Genomic DNA, 20,764 nt, shown 5'->3' on the forward strand with positions numbered 1-20,764 from the left:
CATGACGGACATACAGGAATTCCGGAAGCTCGCGGAGTCGTTCGGTGGGGTGGCGGCGGAGTACGACCGGGCGCGGCCGTCGTATCCGCAGGAGCTGTTCGACGAGCTGGAGCGGTTGTCCGGGCGGGGTCTGCGGGGTGCCCGGGTGCTGGATGTGGGTGCGGGCACCGGGATCTCGACGCGGCTGCTGGCGGGCCGTGGCGCGGATGTGGTCGGGGTGGAGCCGAGCGCGGGGATGGCGGCGCAGTTCCTGGCGTCCGGGCCGGGGCTGGCGCTGGTCCGGGGCAGCGGCGACGACCTGCCGTTCCACGACCGGTCGGCGGACTTCGTCACCTATGCGCAGGCCTTCCACTGGACGGATCCGGAGCGCTCCGTTCCCGAGGCGGTCCGGGTGCTGCGCCCCGGCGGGGCCCTCGCCGCCTGGTGGAACGTGATCGACCAGGACGTGCCCTGGGTCCGGGCCGCCAACGCCCGGCTCCGTGCGCTGCTGCCCGAGGCCTACCAGCAGTTCGAGGAGCTGGAGACGGCGGCCGAGCAGTGGCGCCGCCTCGGTCTGGAGTCCGTCACCGCGGTGCTCCGCTGGGAGCGCCGGATCACAGTCGACCACCTGCTCACCGACCTCAGCTCGCGCTCCTACGTCGCCGTCCTCGACGAGGACCGGCGCCGCGCGCTGCTGGAGGGCGAGCGCGCGGCGCTGCGGGCCGACTTTCCCGACGGCCTGGTCACCGAGCCGTACCTGCTGGAGCTCACCCTCGCGGTCGTCCCTGGCTGACCGCATCGCGGACGCGGCGTCCGCCGCCCGGACGGCGGGCGTAGGCTCGACGGACACAGCGGCCCCGCACCCTCCGAACGACCGGGGCCGCCAGCCGCCTCCGAAGGAGTGGAGCACAGTGCCCGAGCTGAGGTCCCGTACGGTCACCCACGGTCGCAACATGGCAGGCGCCCGGGCGCTTCTCCGGGCGGCCGGCGTAGCCCGCGAGGACTTCGGCAAGCCGATCATCGCGGTCGCCAACTCCTTCACCGAGTTCGTCCCCGGCCACACCCACCTCCAGCCGGTCGGCCGGATCGTCTCCGAGGCGATCAAGGAGGCGGGCGGCATCCCGCGCGAGTTCAACACCATCGCCGTCGACGACGGCATCGCGATGGGCCACGGCGGCATGCTCTACTCGCTGCCCTCGCGCGACCTGATCGCCGACTCGGTCGAGTACATGGTCAACGCGCACTGCGCCGACGCGCTGATCTGCATCTCCAACTGCGACAAGATCACCCCCGGCATGCTGATGGCCGCGCTGCGCCTGAACATCCCGACGGTCTTCGTCTCCGGCGGCCCGATGGAGGCCGGCAAGGCCACCCTGGTCGACGGCACCGTGCGCAAGCTCGACCTGGTCGACGCGATCTCCCAGGCGGTCAACGAGAACGTCTCCGACGAGGACATCGCGATCATCGAGGAGAACGCCTGCCCGACCTGCGGCTCCTGCTCGGGCATGTTCACCGCCAACTCGATGAACTGCCTCACCGAGGCGATCGGCCTCTCGCTGCCCGGCAACGGCTCCGTGCTCGCCACCCACACCGCCCGCCGCGCCCTCTACGAGCGGGCCGGGCGCACCGTCGTCGAGATCACCAACCGGCACTACGGCCAGGACGACGAGTCCGTCCTGCCGCGCGCGATCGCCACCCGCGCCGCCTTCGAGAACGCCATGGCCCTGGACATCGCCATGGGCGGCTCGACCAACACCATCCTCCACCTGCTCGCCGCCGCCCAGGAGGCCGAGCTGGACTTCGACCAGCGGGCCATCGACGCGATCTCCCGCAAGGTGCCCTGCCTCTCCAAGGTCGCGCCCAACGGCGCGTACTACATGGAGGACGTGCACCGGGCCGGCGGCATCCCGGCCATCCTCGGCGAGCTGTACCGCGGCGGGCTGCTCAACGAGGACGTGCACACCGTGCACGCCGACTCGCTCGCCGAGTGGCTGAAGACCTGGGACGTCCGCGGCGGCTCGCCCTCCGACGAGGCCGTCGAGCTCTGGCACGCCGCCCCCGGCTGCGTCCGCTCCGCCGAGGCCTTCTCGCAGTCCGAGCGCTGGGAGTCGCTGGACACCGACGCCGCCCGGGGCTGCATCCGCAGCGTCGAACACGCCTACTCCGTCGAGGGCGGCCTCGCCGTGCTGTACGGCAACCTCGCCGAGGACGGCTGCATCGTGAAGACCGCCGGCGTCGACGAGTCGATCTGGACGTTCAGCGGCCCGGCCGTCGTCGTCGAGTCCCAGGAGGACGCGGTCGAGGCGATCCTCGCCAAGCGGGTCAAGGAGGGCGACGTCGTCGTCATCCGCTACGAGGGCCCCAAGGGCGGCCCCGGCATGCAGGAGATGCTCTACCCGACCTCCTTCCTCAAGGGCCGCGGTCTCGGCAAGGCCTGCGCGCTGGTCACCGACGGCCGCTTCTCCGGCGGCACCTCGGGCCTGTCCATCGGCCACGCCTCCCCGGAGGCCGCGTCCGGCGGCACCATCGCGCTGGTCGAGGACGGCGACACCATCGCCATCGACATCCCGGGCCGGCGGATCTCGCTGGAGGTGCCCGCCGAGGTCCTGGACGAGCGCCGCCGCGCGCTGGAGGCCGGCGGCGGCTACCGGCCGAAGAACCGCGACCGCCAGGTCAGCCAGGCCCTGCGCGCGTACGCCGCGATGGCCACCTCCGCCGACAAGGGCGCCGTCCGGGACGTCAGCAAGCTCGGCTGACCCCGCCCTCCGCGGCAACACCGACGAGGAGCCGTCCCGGCCACCGGGACGGCTCCTCCGTCGTTCCCGCCCAGCGGGGATAATCGGATCCGTGACCCAGGAACCCACCCCCTCCGCCCAGCCCGTCGGCGCCCCCGAGCCGGAGCCGATCCGCTGGTTCGGCACCAGCTGGGTCGAGCGCGGCGGCGACTACCGGCTGCGCCGCGTCCTCGTCCCCGTCGGCGCCCTGCTCTGCGCCGCGGCCGCCGCCCTGGTGCTGCGCTTCGCCGTCGACGGCATCCGGGTGGCCGACAACGGCGGTTTCCTCAACGGCCTGCTGGTCGCCGCCGTCGCGATCTGCTCGCTGCTCGCGGCGCTGCGCACCTGGAAGCTGCTCACCGAGGGCAAGGAGAACCTGACCGGCTGGATGGCCGAGGAGAAGTCGCTCGGCGTGGTCTGGATCATCGGCGGGGTCGGCGCCCTGCTCGCCTACTTCGTCCGCAGCCTGCGCGAGGCCCCGGGCGAGGCCGTCCGGCGCGCCCGCTACGAGCAGGAGCGCGACCGGTACGAGCGCCGGCAGGCCGGCCGCAGCGGCCGGCCCGGCACCAAGGCGCCGGGCCGGGCCAAGCGCCGGCGCTAGCCCGGCTCAGCTGCGGGTCACCGTCCCGCACTCGCCGTCGCCCTCCGACAGGTCCTTGCTGCGGTCGTACGGGTCGCTGGCGGTGCCGCTGGGCGCCGGCTCGGGGCCGCCGAACGAGGCCGCGAACTGGTCGAACTGCGGGTGCAGGTAACCGTCGTAGACGTCGCAGGCGCTGTTGCCGATCTCGGACCGGCTGTTGATGTTCAGCTTCTTCGGGATCACGTCGAAGCGCTTCGGGTCGTAGAACCGGAAGGTCTCCACCCTGCGGACCACGGTGCGGGTGGTCCAGGTGTCCCCGGCGACGTCGGCGGCCGGCACCGTCCAGCCGACCGGCCGGGCCGTGCCGCCACCGGTACCGCCACCGTTCGTGCCACCGGTCCCACCGCCGCCGCCCTTGCCGCCCGGGGTGGACGGCCGCGGGGTGGGCGTCGGCTTGGGCGCGGCGGCCCGCTTGGCGGCGTCCGGTCCCGGCCGCAGCGCGTACACGTAGGTGAAGTCGGCGTGCACCAGCACGCCCTTCTCGCCGTCGCCCTCGACCGTGAGCATGCCCTGGAGCTTCACGGTGCTGTTGACCGGGATCGCCTCGGCCGGGTCGAAGCGGCTGAACCAGTGTGTCGGGTCGGTCTCGGCGGACGGCTTGGCGAGCGCCTTGACCGCCGAGTTCTGCTCATCGGCGTCCAGCATCGCCAGCGCGGCCGTCGGACGCCCGCCGGCCACCACCGCCGGGTCCAGGTTGGCCGCCGCCAGGTACTGCTTGACCAGCTCGACCTGCTCGGCGACCTCCTCGGCGGTGAACACCCCGACGGCGCCGGGGGTCTCCTTGGGCGCGAACGCCGCGATGTCGGTCGGCCACCCCTCGGCGGGGGAGCCGGCCCACGGGTGGTCGACGGTCGGGCGCTGCTCGGCCGCGGCCGACGGCGCGGCGGTCGGCCGGGCGGTCTCCGGGGCGACGGTCGGCACGGGCCCCGACGCGGCGGGCGTGCCGTTGGAGCCGTCGCCGAAGCGCGTCGAGTACCAGGACCGCAGCCCGTCGACGTTGAGCGCGGCGAGCACCAGGGCGACGGCCAGCAGCACGAACAGCGGCGTGCGCCACTCCAGCGAACGGCGCGGCCGCGGGTTGCCCCACGCGTCGACCGGCCGGCCCTTGCGGGCGAACCGTTTCTTCGGTGCCGGCCCGTCGTTCACCGAGCGGCGGCCGCCCGGGTCGACCGGCGGGGTGTGCTTCCACTGGGCGGCGAGCATCCGGGTGCGGCCCGTCTGCTCCTTGACGGAGGCTCCCCGGACGAACTCCTCGTCGAGCACGAGGTCGGCGAACGGGTCCTTCCCGTCCGGTCCGGTCGGGGCGGTCCCGTCCGGTTCCCGGCCCTCGGACGGGCGCGGTTCTGGATCTTCGGCGATCGGCATCGCGCCAGTATGCCGACGGGGTGTGACGGATGTTCGATCGGGGCCACACCGGTCGGTGAACACCCCGGCGGTGTGCGGGGATCATCCCGTTTTGTCCCCTCCTGGGGGGAGCGCGGCCACGCCCCGTCAGCCCTTGCCGCGGGCCTTCTTCACCGATCCGACCACCCCCGCGACGGTCACCAGCATGGCGGCCGGGAACAGCGACTCGAAGAACGCCTCGAACACGCCCGCGTCCCCGAGGAACAGCTGCGCCAGCATGTTCAGCACCAGCAGCCCGCCGCCCGCCGGGAGCGCCGCCTGCCACGGGTGCTCGTTCGCCCACTGCTGCAGCCGCCGGTCGCTGCCCTCCCGGCGCATCCGGGCGCCGACGGTGCCGACCAGGAAGAAGAAGAACAGGCCCCAGCCGGCCGGACCTGCCAGCATGCTCAGCGACCAGTCCCCGTCGATCAGATCGATCACCAGGTCCGTCGCCCCCACCACCGCACCGACTCCCGCGGCGGTCCGCCACGGCCCCAGGGTCGCCGCGGCGACGGCGACCTGCCGGTTCTCACGTCGGGACATCTCTCCGTGTGCCATGACTCCACGGTGCTCCCGCCTCCACCCCCGGGCCATAGGGGAGAACCCGGAGTTTCGCCCTAGGGGCTGACGTCGCCGGCCGTGCCCGCAGAGTGGACGCTGCGGCCGGGGGCGGGCGCGCGGTGCGAGGATGGCGGCGGTACCGGAACGCGATACCGGAGGCAAGGAGCGGCCATGACCAGCAGCGCGGCGCACGGACAGAAGATCGCCTTCCTCGGCACGGGCAAGATCGGGGAGGCCCTGCTCTCCGGTCTGCTGCGGGCGGGCAAGGACCCGGGGGACGTCCTGGTGACCGCCCGCCGCCCCGAGCGGGCCGCCGAACTGGCCGCCCGTTACGGCGTCGGCGTGGTCGGCAACACCGAGGCCGCCAAGCTCGCCGACACCCTGATCCTCGCGGTGAAGCCACAGGACATGGGCACCCTGCTGGACGAGCTGGCGCCGCACGTCGCCCCGGACCGGCTGGTGATCTCGGCGGCGGCCGGCATCCCCACGGCCTGGTTCGAGGCCCGGCTGGCGGCCGGCACCCCGGTGGTCCGGGTGATGCCCAACACGCCCGTCCTGGTCGACGAGGGCATGAGCGTCATCTCCGGCGGCTCGCACGCCACCGAGGCGCACCTGGAGCGGGCCGAGGAGATCTTCCGCTCGGTCGGCAAGGCGCTGCGGCTGCCCGAGTCCCAGCAGGACGCGGCGACCGCGCTCTCCGGCTCCGGCCCGGCGTACTTCTACTTCCTGGTCGAGGCGATGACCGACGCCGGCATCCTGCTCGGCCTGCCCCGGCAGGTGGCGCACGACCTCATCGTGCAGTCGGCGATCGGCGCCTCGGTCATGCTGCGGGACTCCGGCGAGCACCCGGTGAAGCTGCGCGAGGCGGTCACCTCGCCGGCCGGCACCACCATCGCGGCCATCCGCGAGCTGGAGAACCACGGGGTGCGGGCGGCCCTGCTGGGCGCCCTGGAGGCGGCCCGGGACCGCTCCCGGGAGCTGGCCTCCGGCGGCAAGTGACCGCCGGGGCCGGGTCGACGGGCCGATAGGGTCGAACGCATGGCCTATGAACTGGTGATCTTCGACAACGACGGTGTCCTGGTGGACAGCGAGCCGCTCTCCAACCGGCTGCTGGCCGAGTACCTGACCGAACTCGGCTTCCCGACCACGATCGAGGACTCCTACCGGGACTTCATGGGCACCGCCGCCCACCGGGTGCACGACGTGATCGCCGAGCGCCACGACGGCGCCCGGCTCCCGGAGGGCTTCGACGAGGCCTTCCACGGCCGGGTCTTCGACGCCTTCGCCACCGAGCTCGCCGCCGTCCGGGGCGCGGACGCGCTGCTGAAGGAGCTCCAGCGGCGCGCCGTGCCCTACTGCCTGGCCTCCTCCGCCCACCACAGCTGGATCCGCGCCGCCCTGGACGTCACCGGCCTGCGCGGGCACATCGCGGAGGAGCGGATCTTCAGCGCCCAGGACGTCGGCGTGGGCAAGCCCGCCCCGGACCTGTTCCTGCACGCGGCCCGCACCCTGGGCGTCGACCCGGCGGCCTGCCTGGTGCTGGAGGACAGCCCCAACGGCGTGCTCGCCGCCCGCGCGGCCGGCATGGACGTCTACGGCTACACCGCGCTGACCGACCCGGCGAAGCTGACCGCGGCCGGCGCCACCGGCCTGATCGCCGACCTGTCCGAGGTCCCCGCCCTGCTCGGCTGAGGCGCGCGCACCCCCTCCCGAAAACGGCTGTCTGCCCCTACGCTCTCGCCACCGACCGCCTTACCGGCCAGTAGCGAGGTGCATGTGCGTACCGAGGACGCCGAGAACGCCGACCCTGCCGAGAGCTCCGGGGGGCTCCCGATCACGCCCCCGGCCACGGCCCCGATCACGCCCGGGCTCCGGGCCGGCCGGGCCGCGCTGGCCGCGAGCTTCCTGCTCCAGGGCGTCACCTTCGCCCTGCTGGTCACCTGCATCCCGGAGATCCAGGACCGCTACGGGCTGAGCGACGCGCTGCTGCCGCTGTTCCTGGCCGCCGTTCCGGTGCTGGCCGGGGTGGGGTCGATCGCCTCCGAGCGGCTGGTCCGCCGGACCGGCGCGCGGGCCGTGCTGCGGGTGGTCCAGCCGGCGGTCTGCGCCACCCTGGCCGCCACCGGCCTCGGCGACACGCTCTGGCAACTGGCGCTCGCCCTGGGCGCCTTCGGGCTGCTGGTCGGCGCGCTGGACGCGAGCATGAACATGCTCGGGGTCGGCCTCCAGCACCGCTACGGCCGCTCGGTGATGCTCGGCTTCCACGCCGCGTTCAGCCTCGGCGGCATCCTCGGTGCGGCCGTCGCCGGCCTCGGTGCGCACGACGACCTCGGCCTGCCGGTGCTGTTCGGGACGGCCGCCGCGGTGATCGCCCCGCTCGTGCTGCTGGCCGGCGGCTTCCCCCGGCCCCCGGCCGGGGGGACCCCCGACGCCGGGACCGCCGAACTCGGCGACGCCGTCCGGGAGGCCGCCGAGGCCGCCGCCCGGACGATCCCCTGGCGCCCGCTGCTGCCGCTCTGCCTGGCGATGGCCTTCGCGTACATCGCCGACGCCTCGGTCTCCAACTACAGCGTCAAGTACCTGACCGACGGGCTGGACAGCCCCGAGGACATCGCCAAGCTCTCCTACCTCGGCTACATGGTGGCGATGCTGTTCGGCCGGGCGCTCGGCGACCGCGCCGTGCAGCGCTGGGGCGCCGTCCCGGTGGTGCGCGGCGGCGCCGCCCTGGCCGCGCTCGGCTTCGCGGTGGCCGCCGCCGCGCCGGGCGCCTGGGCCGGGATCGCCGGGTTCACCGTGCTGGGCCTCGGCATCTGCGCGATCATCCCGCAGGTCTTCGCGGCCGGCGGGCGGCTCTTCCCGGCGGACTCGGACGCCGCGGTGGCCCGGCTCAACCTGTTCAACTACGTGGGCTTCCTCGTCGGTTCGCCCCTGGTCGGCGCGCTGGCGGACGCGAGCTCGTACCGCTGGGCGCTGCTCGCGCCGATGCTGCTGGTGCTGGCCGTCCTGCCGCTCGCCGACCGCTTCGCCCCGGCCCCGGCGGCGCCCGCCCCCGCCCGGGCCGTCGTCCGGGACCAGGTCTGACCCGCCCGTACGACCAGCGTTCAAGGACCCGTTGGCGGGCCCGGCCGCCCCCACCCACTACGGTGGACGGCATGCCCGAAGCCGAGCGTGACACCTCCTGCGGCCTGCACCTCTTCTGGGACGAGGCGGTCACCGCCTACGACTTCGGCCCAGGCCACCCGATGGACCCGACCCGGCTGGCGCTCACCATGCGCCTGGTGGAGGACCTCGGCCTGGCCGCCGGACCGGGTGTCACCCTCCGCTCCGCCCCGCCCGCCGGTGAGTCCACGCTGCGCCTGGTGCACACCGCCGAGTACGTCGAGGCGGTCAAGTACGCGGCCGCGCACCCCGAGCGGCAGGACGTCCGGCACGGCCTCGGCACCGACGACAACTGGTCCTTCCCGGCCGTCCACTCCGCCTCCGCGCTGATCGCCGGCCAGTCCGTCGCCGCCGCCGAGGCCGTCTGGCGCGGCGAGACCCCGCACGCCGTCAACTTCGCCGGCGGCCTGCACCACGCCATGCCCGACCGCGCCTCCGGTTTCTGCGTCTACAACGACCCGGCCCTCGCCATCGCCCGGCTGCTCGAACTCGGCGCCGAGCGGATCGCCTACATCGACGTCGACGTCCACCACGGCGACGGCGTCCAGCAGACCTTCTGGGACGACCCCCGGGTGCTCACCGTCTCCCTGCACGAGCACCCCGCCACCCTCTTCCCGCAGACCGGCTGGGCCACCGAGACCGGCGGTCCCGGCGCCGAGGGCTCCGCCGTCAACCTCCCGCTGCCCGCCGGCACCGGCGACACCGGCTGGCTGCGCGCCTTCCACGCCCTGGTGCCCGAGCTGCTGACCGCCTTCCGCCCGCAGGTCCTGGTCACCCAGCACGGTGCCGACACCCACCTGGAGGACCCGCTGGCCCACCTCGCGGTCACCGTGGACGCCCAGCGGGTGATCGCCCAGGAACTGCACGAGCTGGCCCACGAGCACGCCGGCGGTCGCTGGATCGGCCTCGGCGGCGGCGGCTACGCCGTCGTCGACGTCGTCCCGCGGACCTGGACCCACCTGGTCGCCACCGCGGCCGGCCGCCCCGTCGACCCGGCCACCGAGACCCCGGAGTCCTGGCGCGCCGAGGTCTACCGGCGCACCCGCCGCCCGGCCCCGCTGCGGATGACCGACGGCGCCCGTCCGGTCTGGCGCGACTTCGACGCGGGTTACGATCCGGCGGACCGCCTCGATCAGGCGATCCTGGCCACCCGCCGCGCCGTCCTGCCGCACCACGGCCTGATGCCCTGACCGGGCGGCCGTTTCCCGGCCCGTGCCCGGCCCGTTCCCCGGCCCCTTGCCCGCCCCGGACGGCGCCCCGGACGGCTGAACCGGTGCCACCGCTTGTGAAGACCTGGTGCCCCGTCGCGTTGAGTGCGCACGCCGACTAGTGCAGACCGCCGATCGGCTACGTACTGCAACCGGCTTATCCCTCACCGTACGAGGACTGCGCTTCTCCCTCTTCCCACTGGTACCACCCATAACTACTCTGGGGATACACGTGTGCCGGTGGAGTCACCGGAGGGGAAGCCGGTGCCTTGCACACGGGTAAGGGTCGGGTGATGGTCATGAGTTCCGGCGAACGCCCCTTGCAGGACGTCGTCTTCCTGACCGTGGCCGAGGTGGCCGCGGTCATGCGGGTCTCCAAGATGACGGTCTACCGGTTGGTGCACAGCGGTGAGCTGCCCGCCATCCGGGTCGGCCGCTCGTTCCGGGTGCCCCAGCAGGCAGTGCACGAGTACCTCAAGGAGTCCTACGTGCGGCTCGAGAGCGCGTAGGCAGGCCGGTCCGGTACGGGGTCCGCCACGGTGGACCCCGTATCCGTTCGCCCCGGATTCGCCTTGAGTTCGCCCGCCTCGGGGAGCGCGATTACGGCCCTGGGCGTGCGGAATGTAGGCTAGGCCCTCCGTCAGTCGTATGGACTCCGTCTCTCACGGGCGAGAGTCTCAGTGAGCGAGGGTTGTTCCGTGGGCTCTGTCATCAAGAAGCGTCGCAAGCGTATGGCCAAGAAGAAGCACCGCAAGCTTCTGAAGAGGACCCGCGTCCAGCGTCGCAACAAGAAGTAAGCGCCCCCGGCCGCGCCTCGCGCGCCGAGCGCTTCGCACCGCCCGCCCCGGCCCTCGTGGCCTGGGCGGGCGGTGTCGTTTCCCGGCCCGTCGAGGCGGCGCGGTACGGTGCACGCAGGCCTCCCGGGCCGAGGAATGGGGTGCAGCGCTGTGGGAACGGTCGTGCTCGTCACCGGCGTGGCCCGCAACCTCGGGGCCCGCTTCACCGCTGAGCTGCGCCGCCGCCCCGGGGTGGACCTGGTGGTCGGGGTGGACGTGCAGCCGCCGCGACCGGCGCTGCGCGCGCTCGCGGAGCCGGACGGGCCCGCCGCCCCGTACCGCTTCCACCAGCTCGACCTGCGCCGCCCCGCCGTGGCGCGGGTGATCGCCGAGCACGGCGTCGACACGGTCGTGCACCTCGCGGTCAGCGCCACCGGTCTGGGCTCCACCCACCGCTCCGCGGTGAAGGAGTCCAATGTGATCGGCACCATGCAGCTGCTCGGCGCCTGCCAGAAGGCCCCGGGGGTGCGGCGTCTGGTGGTGAAGTCGACCACCGGCGTCTACGGCTCGGCGCCGCGCGACCCGGCGGTGTTCACCGAGCGGACCCAGCCGAAGGTGCTGCCGGTCGGCGGCTTCGCCAAGGACGCCGTCGAGGTGGAGGGCTACGTCCGCGGCTTCGCCCGGCGCCGCCCGGACGTCGCGGTCACCGTGCTGCGGTTCGCCAACATCGTCGGCCCGGGCGCCGACACCCCGCTGAGCGAGTACTTCGCGCTGCCGGTGCTGCCGACCGTGCTCGGCTACGACCCCCGGTTGCAGTTCGCGCACGAGGACGACGTGGTCGAGGTGCTCTGCCGGGCCTCCTTCCCGGCCGAGCCGGGCACCGTGAACACCGGCACCTTCAACGTCGCGGGGGAGGGCGTGCTGCTGCTCTCCCAGTGCGCCCGCCGGCTGGGCCGGCCGACCCTGCCGCTGCTGCTGCCCGCCGTCAGCTGGATGGCCGGGCTGGCTCGGCAGACCCGGCTGGTCGACGTCTCGCCCGAGCAGCTGCGGCTGCTGACCCACGGCCGGGTGGTGGACACCGCGCGGCTGCGCGAGGCGTTCGGTTACCGCCCGTCGTTCACCACCCCGGAGGCGTTCGCGGACTTCGCCGCCGCGTTGTCGCCCGGGCTGCTGCCGCCGGGCCGGCTGACCGCCGTCACCGACGGCCTGGCCGCGCTGCTCGCCGGGTCCGGCACCGCCGCCCGGCCGCACCGACCGCACTGACCGCACCGACCCAGGAGCTGAACCCGCATGAGTGCCGCCGCCGAGAACGCGCCGGGCGAGGCGAAGGTCATCCCGATCGAGTCCGCCCCCAGCTGGACCGAGCCGCCGGCCGGCGGTCCGGGCCTGGCCGACCGGGTCGCCGACGCGGTCGGCGGCGCGCTGGCCGGGCGGCTCGGCGCCGCCGCGACCCGGGCGTTCGGCAAGGGCTGGGAGGAGCGGGCCGCCGACGGCCTGTCCTTCCTGCGCCGCCGGATCACCGGCGACTACGAGGTCGACGAGTTCGGCTTCGACCGGGAGCTCACCGAGGAGGTGCTGCTCGGGCTGCTGCGGCCGCTGGCGGAGAAGTACTTCCGGGTGGAGGTGCGCGGGATCGAGAACATCCCGGCCGAGGGCGGCGCGCTGATCGTCGCCAACCACTCCGGGACGGTCCCGCTGGACGCCCTGATGACCCAGGTGGTGATACACGACCACCACCCGCGCCACCGGCACCTGCGGATGCTCGCCGCCGACCTGGTGTTCGTGCTGCCGGGCGTCAACGAGCTGGCCCGCAAGGCCGGGCACACCCTGGCCTGCAACGAGGACGCCCAGGCGCTGCTGGAGCGCGGCGAGCTGGTCGGCGTCTGGCCGGAGGGGTTCAAGGGGATCGGCAAGCCGTTCGGCGAGCGGTACAAGCTGCAGCGGTTCGGCCGGGGCGGGTTCGTCTCCTCGGCGCTGCGGGCGGGGGTGCCGATCGTGCCGTGCTCGATCGTCGGGGCGGAGGAGACCTATCCGATGATCGGGAACTTCCGGACGCTGGCCCGGCTGCTGGGCCTGCCGTACGTGCCGATCACGCCGACCTTCCCCTGGCTGGGGCCGCTCGGGGCGGTGCCGCTGCCGACCAAGTGGATCATCGAGTTCGGCGAGCCGATCGCGACCGACCGGCACCCGGCGGACGCGGCGGACGATCCGATGCTGGTCTTCGACCTGGCCGACGAGGTGCGGGAGACCATCCAGCACACGCTCTACCAGCTGCTGGTGCAGCGGCGGTCGGTGTTCTTCTGACGGTCGGCGGGCCGACAGGGCGGGCCCCGGCGGACGAGGTGTCCGCCGGGGCCCGCTCCGTTCTCCCGCCGTCCGGCCGGTGCCGGCCGATGCCGTCCGGTGCTGTCCGGTCAGCCGCCGAGGATCCGCAGACCGGGCAGCAGGCCCGGGATCAGCGGGGGCACCTCGACGCCCTGCTGGGCCGCGCCGCTCGCACTGGGCGCCGCCTCGGTCGGCGCGGCCGGGGGCTGGTCCGGCGTCGGCGCCGGGGCGGGCGCGTCCGCACTGGGCGAGGGCTTCGCCCCGGTGAGCCCGCTGGTGAGGTTGTCGACCAGTCCGCCGACCGGGGCCGGTACGACGTTGGCCGGGCCGCTCGGCAGCGGGAGGACCGGTACGGCGGGCGCCGCCGGGGCGGGGACGCCGCCCTGGGCCGGGGCCTGCGGGGCGCCGCCGGGCCGGTCGCCGGCCGAACCGCCCGCCGGGCCGCCGGTGGCGCCGCCCTGGGCGGGTGCGGTGCCGGCCGCCGGGTTGCCGCCGGGCGCCGTCCCGGTGGCCGGCGTGCCGGCGCCGCCGCCGACGGGGCCGTGCGTTGCGCCGCTCGCCCCGCCGCCGGCCGGAGCGCCGCCGGGGGCGGGCGGCTGGACCAGGCGCAGGGGCGCGACGTCCTGGCTTATGGCGTCGAAGAGCTGGTCCACCAGGTGGGCCTGCGGGGTGAGCTGGACCGGGAGCCGGGACTGGATCTCCGACCAGGTGCCGTCCTCGTCCTGGGCGAAGCCGGCCAGGGTGCGCATCGGGTCGAGCGAGCCGTTGTTGCGGTAGACGGCGCGCAGCAGGTCGCGCCCCTTGAGGGCGTCGGCGTGCATGGCGTCGAGGGCCTTGCGGACCTGCTCGACGGTGCCCGGACTGAGCGCGCCGGCCGGGTCGGTCCGGCCGACCAGGGACTTCGCCTCGCCGAGGCGGGTGGCCGCGTTGTCCAGGAGCAGTTCGCCGCGCTCGCTGTCGGAGCCCGCGAGGTTGAGCCGTAGACCCTCCAGCCCGCGCTTCATGCCGTACAGCGGGTCGCCGGGGAGCGCGTTGCCGCTGGCGGCCGCGGCGCCGGCGAAGCTGCCGACGGCGAGGCCGGCGACCAGTCCGCCGATCGCGAACCGGCGGCTCCAGCGTCCGCGCGGCGCGGTGCGGACGGCCCGGTGGCGGCGCTGCCGTGGCACGGTCGCGCCCGGGCCGCCCGCGAAGGCCTGCTCGAACGCGGCCATCAGCTGGGCGCGTTGGACGGTCCGGACCTCCTGGTCGAGTTCCGGGACCGGCAGCGCGCGGAGCGCGCCGACCGTGTCGATGAGTTCCGTCATCGCGGCCGAACCGGCGTTCCCGCCGGTGGTGGTGGCCGTTCCGTCGCCGTCGGCAGCGCGGTGCTCCGCCTGGTGGGCCTCCAGCGCCTCGGCGAAGGCCTTCGCCCGCCGGTGCTCCAGCACGTTTGCCGTCACGGGCCACACCTCCCTTCGTCGTTGTCGACACCCCGGCTCGCCGGACGGTTGCTCCGACAAGCCAAAGCCACTCCATCGGGTGAGAGGTCGCAATTCGACTTGACCGTACGCCTGGTGGAGGCTTGCACGCTGGCCAACGAGCGGTGCGGGCGGTCGGTTACGGACGGCTGATCATCGGACCGACCGTTCACCCGGATGTGTCGGGCCGCCCCGGAAGGTGACGGCCCGCTTCCTATCTCTCCTGCCGCTTGCCCGGAGCCCTTCCCGGAACACCGCCGGCTCATCGCGCGTCGGGCGGGAGCAGCCGGGCCAGCGTGCGCACGGCGCGGTACTGCAGGGTCTTGATGGCGCCCTCGTTCTTGCCCATGATCCGGGCGGTCTCGGCGACCGAGAGCCCCTGCAGGAAGCGGAGGGTGACGCACTCCTGCTGCTGCGGGTTCAGCCGCCGGACGGCCTCCAGCAGGGCGGCGTTGGAGAGCGACTCCAGCACCGACTCCTCGGGGCTGCGCTCGCACTCGTTGGAGTCGAGCATCTCGCCGGTGGTGACCTCCAGCCGGAAGCGGCTGGACTTGAAGTGGTCGGCGACCAGGTTGCGGGCGATGGTCACCAGCCAGGCGCCGAAGTCCCGGCCCTGCCAGGTGAAGGTGCCGATTCTGCGCAGTGCGCGCAGGAACGTCTCGCTGGTGAGGTCCTCGGCGGTGGCCCGGCTGCCGACCCGGTAGTAGATGTAGCGGTAGACGGTGTCCGCGTAGTGGTCGTAGAGCCGGCCGAAGGCGTCGCTCTCGCCGGCCTGGGCCCGCTCGACCAGCTCCATGATCGGGTTGTGCTCGGTCTCGTAACCGGGGCCGGTGGTGGTGCGGGCGCGGCTGCGGCCGCCGGTGGTGCCGGTGCGGCCGCGCGCGCCGGTGCCGGCCGATCCGGCGGCGGTGGTGCGCAGCAGCGGGCCGCCGAGGGCGGGTCCGGGGCCGAACGGGGCTCCGGCGGGCGCCGGTTGGGGAACGGCGGCGAGCTGGCTGCGGAGCAGGCTGCGCAGCAGCTCCAGGCCGGTGGAGATCTGCCGGGGCGGGACGGGGCGGACGCGGAGGCCGGTGCGGGAGCGCAGGGGCGCGGACGACGGGCGGGAGGGTGCAGGCGCGTCGTTCCGGACGGGTGGGTACACGGGACTCCCAGAGGCAGAACTGTGGACGGATCACCTCCGCCTGCGCGGAGAGCACGCCCGTCCCGCCCGGTCCTGCTTGGGGCGGGTGGGTGACGTGCATCCAGGAGAGAATAACGCTTTGTGCAATGACAGCTACACCGTGTGGTCGAAGTGGTCGTTTGGGATCCGCGCGGGGTGCAAATCCGGCCGATACTGACCGAACGCCTCGGCGATCGGCTGGCTCAACGTGACAGAACGAGTGCGTCGGGTGACAGATTCGGCGGCGTGGCGGGCGGTTTCCCGGCCTGGAGGTCAGATAATCCCCGACTTTCGCAAGGTGGCGAACGATCAGATCCGGTCACCGGGTGGCGGGTTCGGTCGGCAGGGTCGGACGGCCCTGCGGCGCGCGGGAGTTCGCCCGTACGAGCGGCCTGGTCGGCGTGCGGATTGACCGCGCTCACCCCGGCGAGGGGCGCCCGGACGGGGGGCGCGGAGCGGGCCCGCGACCCGCGCCGGACCGGGCGCCGGGGGCGGCGGCTCAGGCCCGGCGGCGACGGTGCAGCGCGACGCCGGCCGCGGCGGCGCCGGCCGCCACGCCGAGCGCGGCGGCGGCCGGCAGGCCCACCCGGGCCGCCTTCCGCCCGGTCCGGAAGTCCCGCACCCGCCAGCCCTGCGCCCGGGCGTGCCGCCGCAGCGCGCCGTCCGGGTTCACCACGTACGGATGGCCGACCAGCGAGAGCATCGGGATGTCGTTGGCCGAGTCGCTGTAGGCGGCGCAGCGGTCGAGGTCCAGCCGCTCGCGCCGGGCCAGCGAGCGCACCGCGGCCGCCTTGGCCGGCCCGTGCAGCAGCTCGCCGACCAGCCGGCCGGTGTACGCGCCGTCGCGCGCCTCGGCCACGGTGCCGAGCGCGCCGGTCATGCCGAGCCGGGCCGCGATGATCCGGGCCACCTCCACCGGGGCGGCGGTGACCAGCCAGACCCGCTGGCCCGCGTCCAGGTGCATCTGCACCAGCGCACGGGTGCCCGGCCACACCTTGTCGGCGATGACGTCCTCGAAGACCTCCTCGCAGAGCGCCTCCAGATCGGCGGTCCGCTTGCCCGCCACCACACCGAGCGCGGTGTGCTTGGCGTCCGCCATGTGCTCCGGGTCCTCGGCGCCGTGCAGCCGGAACCAGGCCTGCTGCCAGGCGAACCGGGCGATGTCCCGGCGGCTGAGGAAGCCGCGCCGGTAGAGGCCGACGCCGAGGTAGAAGATCGCGGCGCCGCGCAGGATGGTGTTGTCGCAGTCGAAGAACGCGGCGGCGCGCGGGTCGTCCGGCTCGGGCGTGTGGTTCTCCACCGGGGCCTTGGGTGCCTTGCCGCGCCTGGCCGGCTGCGACTCCGCCGGCTGTTCCCCGGCGTGCTGCTCCTCGGCGTGCTGCTCCCCGGCGGGCTGCTCCTCGGCGTGCTGCTCCTGCGCGGGCGGTGCCCCCGCCGGCTGCTCCGCCACGGGCTCCCCGGCCGGAGGCTCCCCGGCCGGAGGCTGCGGCACGGCCCGCAGGGCGGCCTCCGCGGCCTCGGCCGCGGCCTCGCCCGCGAGGGCGGTCCGCGAGCTGGTGGAACGCCTTGCCTGGGTGAGCCTTCGGAGCACGGCCATGTCATCGAGCATAGCCAGCCACCTGGGCGGCGGCCGTGACGGCGGCGTGCCCGAGGGGTGAACGGGAGGAGGGCCAGCCGTGTCCGGCGCGTCCGTAGGGGCGTCGCACAATGGCGGGGTGAGCCCACTGCTGCGACGTGACAAGAACCCGGGGCCGAAGCCGGCCGACCGGACGGTGACCCTGGTGGCCAAGCCCGGCTGCCACCTGTGCGACGACGCCCGGGAGGTGATCGCCCGGGTCACGGCCGAGCTGGGCGCCTCCTTCGAGGAGAAGGACATCACCCAGGACGAGGAGCTCTACCGGCGCTACTGGGAGCAGATCCCGGTCACCCTGATCGACGGCCGCCAGCACGACTTCTGGCGCGTGGACGAGAAGCGGCTGCGCACCGCCCTCGGCGCCTGACGCCGGCGCCGTCCGGCCTCGCCCGAGGTGTCCCGACCCCCGCCGTCCGGCGGGGGCGGTTCGCCGAATCGTTGCCGATTTTCCGGGTGCGCGGTTTGGGCCGCCCCCCGTCGCCCGGCTTACGATCGAACTCGTTTGCGCCCATGGGGGGCTGAGCACGCGAGGAGTGCCGCCATGCTTCCCGGCCCGCCACCGGCAGCGCCCGCCGACCCGTCGGCCGCGCGCGGGGGCTTCGCCGTGGTGGACGTGGAGGCGACCGGCCGCAGCCCCTGGCGGCACCGGGTGGTCGAGGTGGCCGTGGTGCTGCTGGACGCGTCGCTCCGCCCGGAGGGCGAGTTCTGCACCCTGCTGGACCCGCTGGGCCCGGTCGGCCCGACCCATGTGCACCGGATCGCGCAGGAGGACGTCGAGGGCGCCCCGCGGTTCCGCGAGATCGCGCCGAGGCTGCTGGAGCTGCTGGCCGGCCGAGTACTGGTCGGTCATCACGTCACCTGCGACCACGCCTTCCTGGACCGCGAGTTCGCCCGGATCGGGGTGCCGCTGCCGCCGGTGCCGCTGCTGTGCACCATGCGGCTGGCCCGCGCCCACCTGCCGCAGGCCCGCGGTTTCGGCCTGGCGGCCTGCGTGGAGGCGGCCGGCCTCGGCGCCTTCGCGGCGCACACCGCGCTGGGCGACGCCCGGGCCACCGCCGGCCTGCTGCGGCACTGCCTGGACGCGCCGTCCTGCCCGCCGGGGGACTGGACGGAGCCGCTGCGGCGGGCGGCCCGGGTGCCGTGGCCGCGGCTGGGGCGGGCGCGCTCGCGCCCGTCGGGCGAGCCGGTTCCGCTGGTCCTGCGCGACCCCGCCCGCCCGGCCCCGGTCCCCGCCCCGCGTGACCTGCCGGACGGTCTTCCGTACGGTCCCAGGCCACCCGCTGCACCGCCCCCGGCGGCGGCCCGGAAATCGACCGGTGCTATGGGGTCGACGGCGTGATGCGCATCACTGTGCGGGGACAAAACGGACACCATCTTTGTGCACACGTTCACAAACGCATAGCCTGGCTGCCAAAGCCCAGCTTCACCCACAGGAGCAGCGTGGCAATCGGCCGATCACCACAGAGCAGTTCGCAGACGCCCGACCCGGGCGCCGCGCGCCGACCCTCGCGTGCCCGGGGAATCCCGGAGGCGACGGTCGCCCGGCTGCCCCTCTATCTGCGTGCGCTCACCGCGCTCTCCGAGCGCTCGGTGCCGACGGTCTCCTCCGAGGAGCTGGCCGCCGCGGCCGGAGTGAACTCCGCCAAGCTCCGCAAGGACTTCTCCTACCTGGGCTCCTACGGCACCCGCGGTGTCGGCTACGACGTCGAGTACCTCGTCTACCAGATCTCCCGCGAGCTGGGCCTGACCCAGGACTGGCCGGTCGTCATCGTCGGCATCGGCAACCTCGGCCACGCGCTCGCCAACTACGGCGGCTTCGCCTCCCGCGGCTTCCGGGTCGCCGCCCTGCTCGACGCCGACCCGGCCGTGGTCGGCAGCACCGCGGCCGGCCTGCCCGTGCGCCACATGGACGAACTGGAGTCCATCGTGGAGAGCCAGCACGTCTCGATCGGCGTCATCACCACCCCGCCCGGCGCGGCCCAGCAGGTCTGCGACCGGCTGGTCGAGGCCGGCGTCACCAGCATCCTGAACTTCGCCCCGACCGTGCTGACCGTCCCGGACGGCGTGGACGTGCGCAAGGTGGACCTCTCCATCGAGCTGCAGATCCTCGCCTTCCACGAGCAGCGCAAGGCCGGCGACGAGCCGGACCGCACCGAGTCCGTGCTCGACCGGGCCCCCGGCCCGGTCCGCGCCGCCGCCGCCAAGCTGCGCCGGGCGGCCGGGGGCAGCGGCAAGACGCGCCCGGCCGCCGAGCCGGCCAGCAAGGACGCGGACCCAGCGGCGAAGGGCAAGCCCGGCAAGACCGGCGAGGGCGAGCTGTCCGCGGTGATGCCAGCATGAGCACCGAGATTCGTGGGACCAGGGAGCGGGCGTGAGTCTTCTCGTCGTAGGGCTGAGCCATCGCACGGCCCCGGTCGGGGTACTGGAGCGCGCCGCGCTGACCGGTGCGGTGCCGACCCGGCTGCTGCACGACGCGGCCGCGTCCGCGACCGTCGCCGAGGCCGCGCTGCTGAACACCTGCAACCGGATCGAGCTGTACGCCGACGTGGACAAGTTCCACGCCGGCGTCGCCGAGCTGTCGCTGCTGCTCGCCCACCACAGCGGGGTGGACCTGGAGGAGCTGACCTCGCACCTCTACGTCCACTACGAGGACCGCGCCGTCCACCACCTCTTCTCGGTGGCCTGCGGCCTCGACTCGATGGTGGTCGGCGAGGGCCAGATCCTCGGCCAGCTGCGCGACGCCCTGGCCAAGGCCCAGGAGGAGCACACCGCCGGGCGCGGCCTGAACGAGCTGTTCCAGCAGGCGCTGCGGGTCGGCAAGCGGGCGCACAGCGAGACCGGCATCGACAAGGCCGGCCAGTCCCTGGTGACCTTCGGCCTGGAGCAGGTTGCGGCCGGCGCGGGCGAGATCGCCGGCAAGCGGGCGCTGGTGGTCGGCGCGGGCTCGATGAGCTCGCTGGCCGCCGCCACCCTGGTCCGCTCGGGCGTGACCGATCTGCTGATCGCCAACCGGACGCCGGCCCGTGCCGAGCGGCTGGCCGAGATCCTCGGCACGGACGTCGCCCGCACCCTGGAGCTGGCCAAGGTGCCCGAGGCGCTGGCCGACGTCGACCTGGTGATCTCCTGCACCGGCGCGGCCGGTGTGGTGATCAAGGCGGACGACGTCGCCGCCGCGGTCGCCGCGCGCGCCGGCGCCACCCCGCTCGCCTTCCTCGACCTCGCCATGCCGCGTGACGTCGACCACGCCGTGCACGAGCTGCCCGGCGCCCTGCTGGTCGACCTGGAGAGCCTCTCGCACGCCCACGCCGCCACCCCCGGCGCGGGCGACGTCGACGCCGTCACCGGCATCGTCTCCGACGAGGTCACCGCCTTCGCCGCCGCCCAGCGCGCCGCGCGGATCGCCCCGACCGTGGTGGCGCTGCGCGCGATGGCCTCCGAGGTGGTCGCCGCCGAGCTGGGCCGCCTGGACTCCCGGCTGCCCGGACTGGACGAGCGCTCGCGCGCCGAGATCGGCCAGACCGTCCGCCGGGTGGTCGACAAGCTGCTGCACGCGCCCACCGTGCGGGTGAAGCAGCTGGCCGCCGAGCCCGGCGGCGCCTCCTACGCGGAGGCCCTGCGTGAACTCTTCGACCTGGACCCGGCCGCCGTGCACGCGGTCTCGGGTACCCCGATCGGCGCCCAGCAGCCCGCGGGCGGGGGCGCCGCATGAA

The 20,764-nt window shown here is 74.4% G+C and carries 20 protein-coding genes; 15 read left to right on the forward strand and 5 right to left on the reverse strand.

Annotation, left to right across the window (positions count from 1 at the left end; genetic code table 11):
* The first annotated feature begins 1 nt into the window (after position 1).
* From ABZW10_RS01155 to ABZW10_RS01165, 3 genes are all read left to right on the forward strand, one after another.
* The gene (locus tag ABZW10_RS01155) at positions 2-772 is read left to right on the forward strand and encodes a methyltransferase domain-containing protein (protein WP_355357926.1); all 771 of its coding nucleotides are present in this window, start codon (positions 2-4) and stop codon (positions 770-772) included.
* A gap of 118 nt (positions 773-890) precedes the next feature.
* Positions 891-2,735, forward strand: a complete 1,845-nt coding sequence (gene ilvD / locus ABZW10_RS01160) for a dihydroxy-acid dehydratase (RefSeq protein ID WP_355357929.1) — start codon at positions 891-893, stop codon at positions 2,733-2,735.
* A 91-nt stretch (positions 2,736-2,826) separates the two neighbouring features.
* Positions 2,827-3,354: a hypothetical protein gene (locus ABZW10_RS01165; protein ID WP_355357932.1), complete on the forward strand. Its 528-nt coding sequence runs from the start codon at positions 2,827-2,829 to the stop codon at positions 3,352-3,354.
* A 6-nt stretch (positions 3,355-3,360) separates the two neighbouring features.
* Here ABZW10_RS01165 and ABZW10_RS01170 read toward each other — a convergent pair whose 3' ends face one another.
* Together ABZW10_RS01170 and ABZW10_RS01175 are read right to left on the reverse strand one after the other, a co-directional pair.
* Positions 3,361-4,758, reverse strand: coding sequence for a hypothetical protein (locus ABZW10_RS01170; protein WP_355357935.1), 1,398 nt, complete (start codon positions 4,756-4,758; stop codon positions 3,361-3,363).
* 126 nt (positions 4,759-4,884) lie between these two features.
* On the reverse strand, positions 4,885-5,319 hold the full coding sequence (locus tag ABZW10_RS01175; protein ID WP_355357938.1) for a hypothetical protein: 435 nt from the start codon (positions 5,317-5,319) through the stop codon (positions 4,885-4,887).
* Between the two features lie 189 nt (positions 5,320-5,508).
* Between ABZW10_RS01175 and proC the strand changes: the two genes are divergently transcribed.
* The 8 genes from proC to ABZW10_RS01215 all read left to right on the forward strand — a co-directional run bounded on the left by proC (position 5,509) and on the right by ABZW10_RS01215 (position 12,784).
* Entirely contained in the window at positions 5,509-6,336 is an 828-nt protein-coding gene (gene proC / locus ABZW10_RS01180) for a pyrroline-5-carboxylate reductase (RefSeq protein WP_355357941.1), read from the forward strand.
* 39 nt (positions 6,337-6,375) lie between these two features.
* The gene (locus ABZW10_RS01185) at positions 6,376-7,029 is read left to right on the forward strand and encodes an HAD family hydrolase (RefSeq protein ID WP_355357944.1); all 654 of its coding nucleotides are present in this window, start codon (positions 6,376-6,378) and stop codon (positions 7,027-7,029) included.
* 165 nt (positions 7,030-7,194) lie between these two features.
* Entirely contained in the window at positions 7,195-8,418 is a 1,224-nt protein-coding gene (locus ABZW10_RS01190) for an MFS transporter (RefSeq protein WP_355358887.1), read from the forward strand.
* A 71-nt stretch (positions 8,419-8,489) separates the two neighbouring features.
* Positions 8,490-9,686 (forward strand): acetoin utilization protein AcuC, encoded by a 1,197-nt coding sequence (locus tag ABZW10_RS01195; RefSeq protein WP_355357947.1) that lies wholly within the window; start codon positions 8,490-8,492, stop codon positions 9,684-9,686.
* A 317-nt stretch (positions 9,687-10,003) separates the two neighbouring features.
* Positions 10,004-10,213: a helix-turn-helix domain-containing protein gene (locus ABZW10_RS01200; RefSeq protein WP_045937940.1), complete on the forward strand. Its 210-nt coding sequence runs from the start codon at positions 10,004-10,006 to the stop codon at positions 10,211-10,213.
* A 189-nt stretch (positions 10,214-10,402) separates the two neighbouring features.
* Positions 10,403-10,501 (forward strand): AURKAIP1/COX24 domain-containing protein, encoded by a 99-nt coding sequence (locus ABZW10_RS01205; protein ID WP_003948845.1) that lies wholly within the window; start codon positions 10,403-10,405, stop codon positions 10,499-10,501.
* 150 nt (positions 10,502-10,651) lie between these two features.
* Complete coding sequence (locus ABZW10_RS01210; protein ID WP_355357950.1) at positions 10,652-11,743, forward strand: NAD-dependent epimerase/dehydratase family protein; 1,092 nt, start codon at positions 10,652-10,654, stop codon at positions 11,741-11,743.
* Between the two features lie 27 nt (positions 11,744-11,770).
* Entirely contained in the window at positions 11,771-12,784 is a 1,014-nt protein-coding gene (locus ABZW10_RS01215; RefSeq protein WP_355357953.1) for a lysophospholipid acyltransferase family protein, read from the forward strand.
* 110 nt (positions 12,785-12,894) lie between these two features.
* Here ABZW10_RS01215 and ABZW10_RS01220 read toward each other — a convergent pair whose 3' ends face one another.
* The 3 genes from ABZW10_RS01220 to ABZW10_RS01230 form a co-directional block, all read right to left on the reverse strand.
* On the reverse strand, positions 12,895-14,244 hold the full coding sequence (locus ABZW10_RS01220) for a DUF5667 domain-containing protein (RefSeq protein ID WP_355357956.1): 1,350 nt from the start codon (positions 14,242-14,244) through the stop codon (positions 12,895-12,897).
* A gap of 280 nt (positions 14,245-14,524) precedes the next feature.
* Positions 14,525-15,298: an ECF subfamily RNA polymerase sigma factor, BldN family gene (locus tag ABZW10_RS01225; protein ID WP_355358890.1), complete on the reverse strand. Its 774-nt coding sequence runs from the start codon at positions 15,296-15,298 to the stop codon at positions 14,525-14,527.
* A 622-nt stretch (positions 15,299-15,920) separates the two neighbouring features.
* Positions 15,921-17,018, reverse strand: a complete 1,098-nt coding sequence (locus tag ABZW10_RS01230) for an HAD-IB family hydrolase (RefSeq protein WP_355357958.1) — start codon at positions 17,016-17,018, stop codon at positions 15,921-15,923.
* Positions 17,019-17,136: 118 nt separating this feature from the next.
* Here ABZW10_RS01230 and ABZW10_RS01235 point away from each other — a divergent pair, with 118 nt between their 5' ends.
* The 4 genes from ABZW10_RS01235 (at position 17,137) to ABZW10_RS01250 (ending at position 20,763) form a co-directional block, all read left to right on the forward strand.
* On the forward strand, positions 17,137-17,421 hold the full coding sequence (locus ABZW10_RS01235; protein ID WP_355357961.1) for a glutaredoxin family protein: 285 nt from the start codon (positions 17,137-17,139) through the stop codon (positions 17,419-17,421).
* A 174-nt stretch (positions 17,422-17,595) separates the two neighbouring features.
* Positions 17,596-18,393, forward strand: a complete 798-nt coding sequence (locus tag ABZW10_RS01240; protein WP_355357964.1) for a 3'-5' exonuclease — start codon at positions 17,596-17,598, stop codon at positions 18,391-18,393.
* 101 nt (positions 18,394-18,494) lie between these two features.
* Positions 18,495-19,394 carry a redox-sensing transcriptional repressor Rex gene (locus tag ABZW10_RS01245; RefSeq protein WP_355357967.1) on the forward strand — a complete coding sequence of 300 codons (900 nt, stop codon included), beginning with the start codon at positions 18,495-18,497 and terminating at the stop codon, positions 19,392-19,394.
* A 31-nt stretch (positions 19,395-19,425) separates the two neighbouring features.
* Positions 19,426-20,763 (forward strand): glutamyl-tRNA reductase, encoded by a 1,338-nt coding sequence (locus ABZW10_RS01250; protein ID WP_355357970.1) that lies wholly within the window; start codon positions 19,426-19,428, stop codon positions 20,761-20,763.
* The last annotated feature ends 1 nt before the right edge of the window (position 20,764 follow it).

Source organism: Kitasatospora sp. NPDC004723, from assembly GCF_040609255.1.
In the GTDB taxonomy this organism is placed as follows: Bacteria; Actinomycetota; Actinomycetes; order Streptomycetales; family Streptomycetaceae; genus Kitasatospora.

Excerpts from the sequence above, each read along its gene's own strand:
- ABZW10_RS01230 (WP_355357958.1), bottom strand. The coding sequence starts at position 17,018 with ATGGCCGTGCTCCGAAGGCTCACCCAGGCAAGGCGTTCCACCAGCTCG.
- ABZW10_RS01175 (WP_355357938.1), bottom strand. The coding sequence starts at position 5,319 with ATGTCCCGACGTGAGAACCGGCAGGTCGCCGTCGCCGCGGCGACCCTG.
- proC (WP_355357941.1), top strand. The coding sequence starts at position 5,509 with ATGACCAGCAGCGCGGCGCACGGACAGAAGATCGCCTTCCTCGGCACG.
- ABZW10_RS01185 (WP_355357944.1), top strand. The coding sequence starts at position 6,376 with ATGGCCTATGAACTGGTGATCTTCGACAACGACGGTGTCCTGGTGGAC.
- ABZW10_RS01215 (WP_355357953.1), top strand. The coding sequence starts at position 11,771 with ATGAGTGCCGCCGCCGAGAACGCGCCGGGCGAGGCGAAGGTCATCCCG.
- ABZW10_RS01195 (WP_355357947.1), top strand. The coding sequence starts at position 8,490 with ATGCCCGAAGCCGAGCGTGACACCTCCTGCGGCCTGCACCTCTTCTGG.
- ABZW10_RS01170 (WP_355357935.1), bottom strand. The coding sequence starts at position 4,758 with ATGCCGATCGCCGAAGATCCAGAACCGCGCCCGTCCGAGGGCCGGGAA.
- ABZW10_RS01155 (WP_355357926.1), top strand. The coding sequence starts at position 2 with ATGACGGACATACAGGAATTCCGGAAGCTCGCGGAGTCGTTCGGTGGG.
- ABZW10_RS01240 (WP_355357964.1), top strand. The coding sequence starts at position 17,596 with ATGCTTCCCGGCCCGCCACCGGCAGCGCCCGCCGACCCGTCGGCCGCG.
- ABZW10_RS01200 (WP_045937940.1), top strand. The coding sequence starts at position 10,004 with ATGAGTTCCGGCGAACGCCCCTTGCAGGACGTCGTCTTCCTGACCGTG.